This window comes from Prevotella sp. AM34-19LB (genome assembly GCF_003468525.1).
Lineage (GTDB): Bacteria > Bacteroidota > Bacteroidia > Bacteroidales > Bacteroidaceae > Prevotella.
In genome coordinates, this window is sequence record NZ_QSIG01000129.1 from 1 (window position 1) to 816 (window position 816).

An 816-nucleotide genomic window follows, 5' to 3' on the forward strand; every position below is an offset into this window, starting at 1 on the left:
AGACAAGATGAACTGCTTACTGGTCAATGCCCTGCTTGCTACTGGTCAATTGAAATCCGGTCAAGAGTATGATTTTGACTTTGACCATCAGTTCATTGAAACAGAGAAGTATGATGCAAAACCAACCTACAAGAAGTTCTTGGGCTATAGTCCAGGCGTAGCTGTCATTAACGACATGATTGTTGGTATTGAAAATAGAGACGGCAACACAAACGTACGCTTCAACCAAAAAGAAACTTTGGAAAGAATCTTCAAGCGATTGGAGGCTTCGGAAATATATATTTCTCGTGCCCGCATGGATTGCGGCTCATGTTCGGAGGAAATCGTAGATATGGTAGAGGCTCATTGCAGGCATTTTTATATTCGTGCCAACAGATGCTCTTCTTTCTACGATTCCATGTTTGCCTTAACTGGATGGAAAACTGTTGAAATCAACGGTATTGAGTTTGAGTTGAATTCTATCCTTGTTGAGAAATGGAAAGGAAAACCGTATCGTCTTGTCATACAGAGACAAAGGCGAATAGATGGAGACCTTGACATTTGGGAAGGCGAATATACCTACAGATGTATACTGACTAACGATTACAAGTCGAGTGCAAGAGACATCGTGGAATTCTACAATCTTCGTGGTGGCAAGGAACGCATCTTCGATGACATGAACAATGGCTTTGGCTGGAATCGGTTGCCAAAATCGTTCATGGCACAGAATACTGTATTCCTGCTTATGACAGCTCTCATCAGAAACTTCTACAAAGCTATTATGCAGAGATTGAAAACCCATGAATTTGGATTGCGTGCCACCAGCAGAATCAAGAC

Annotated in this window: 1 pseudogene; it reads left to right on the forward strand. The window is 41.8% G+C overall.

From position 1 onward, the window contains the following. A pseudogene (locus DW830_RS15530) lies at positions 1-816 on the forward strand (IS1380-like element IS942 family transposase); the annotation flags it as partial.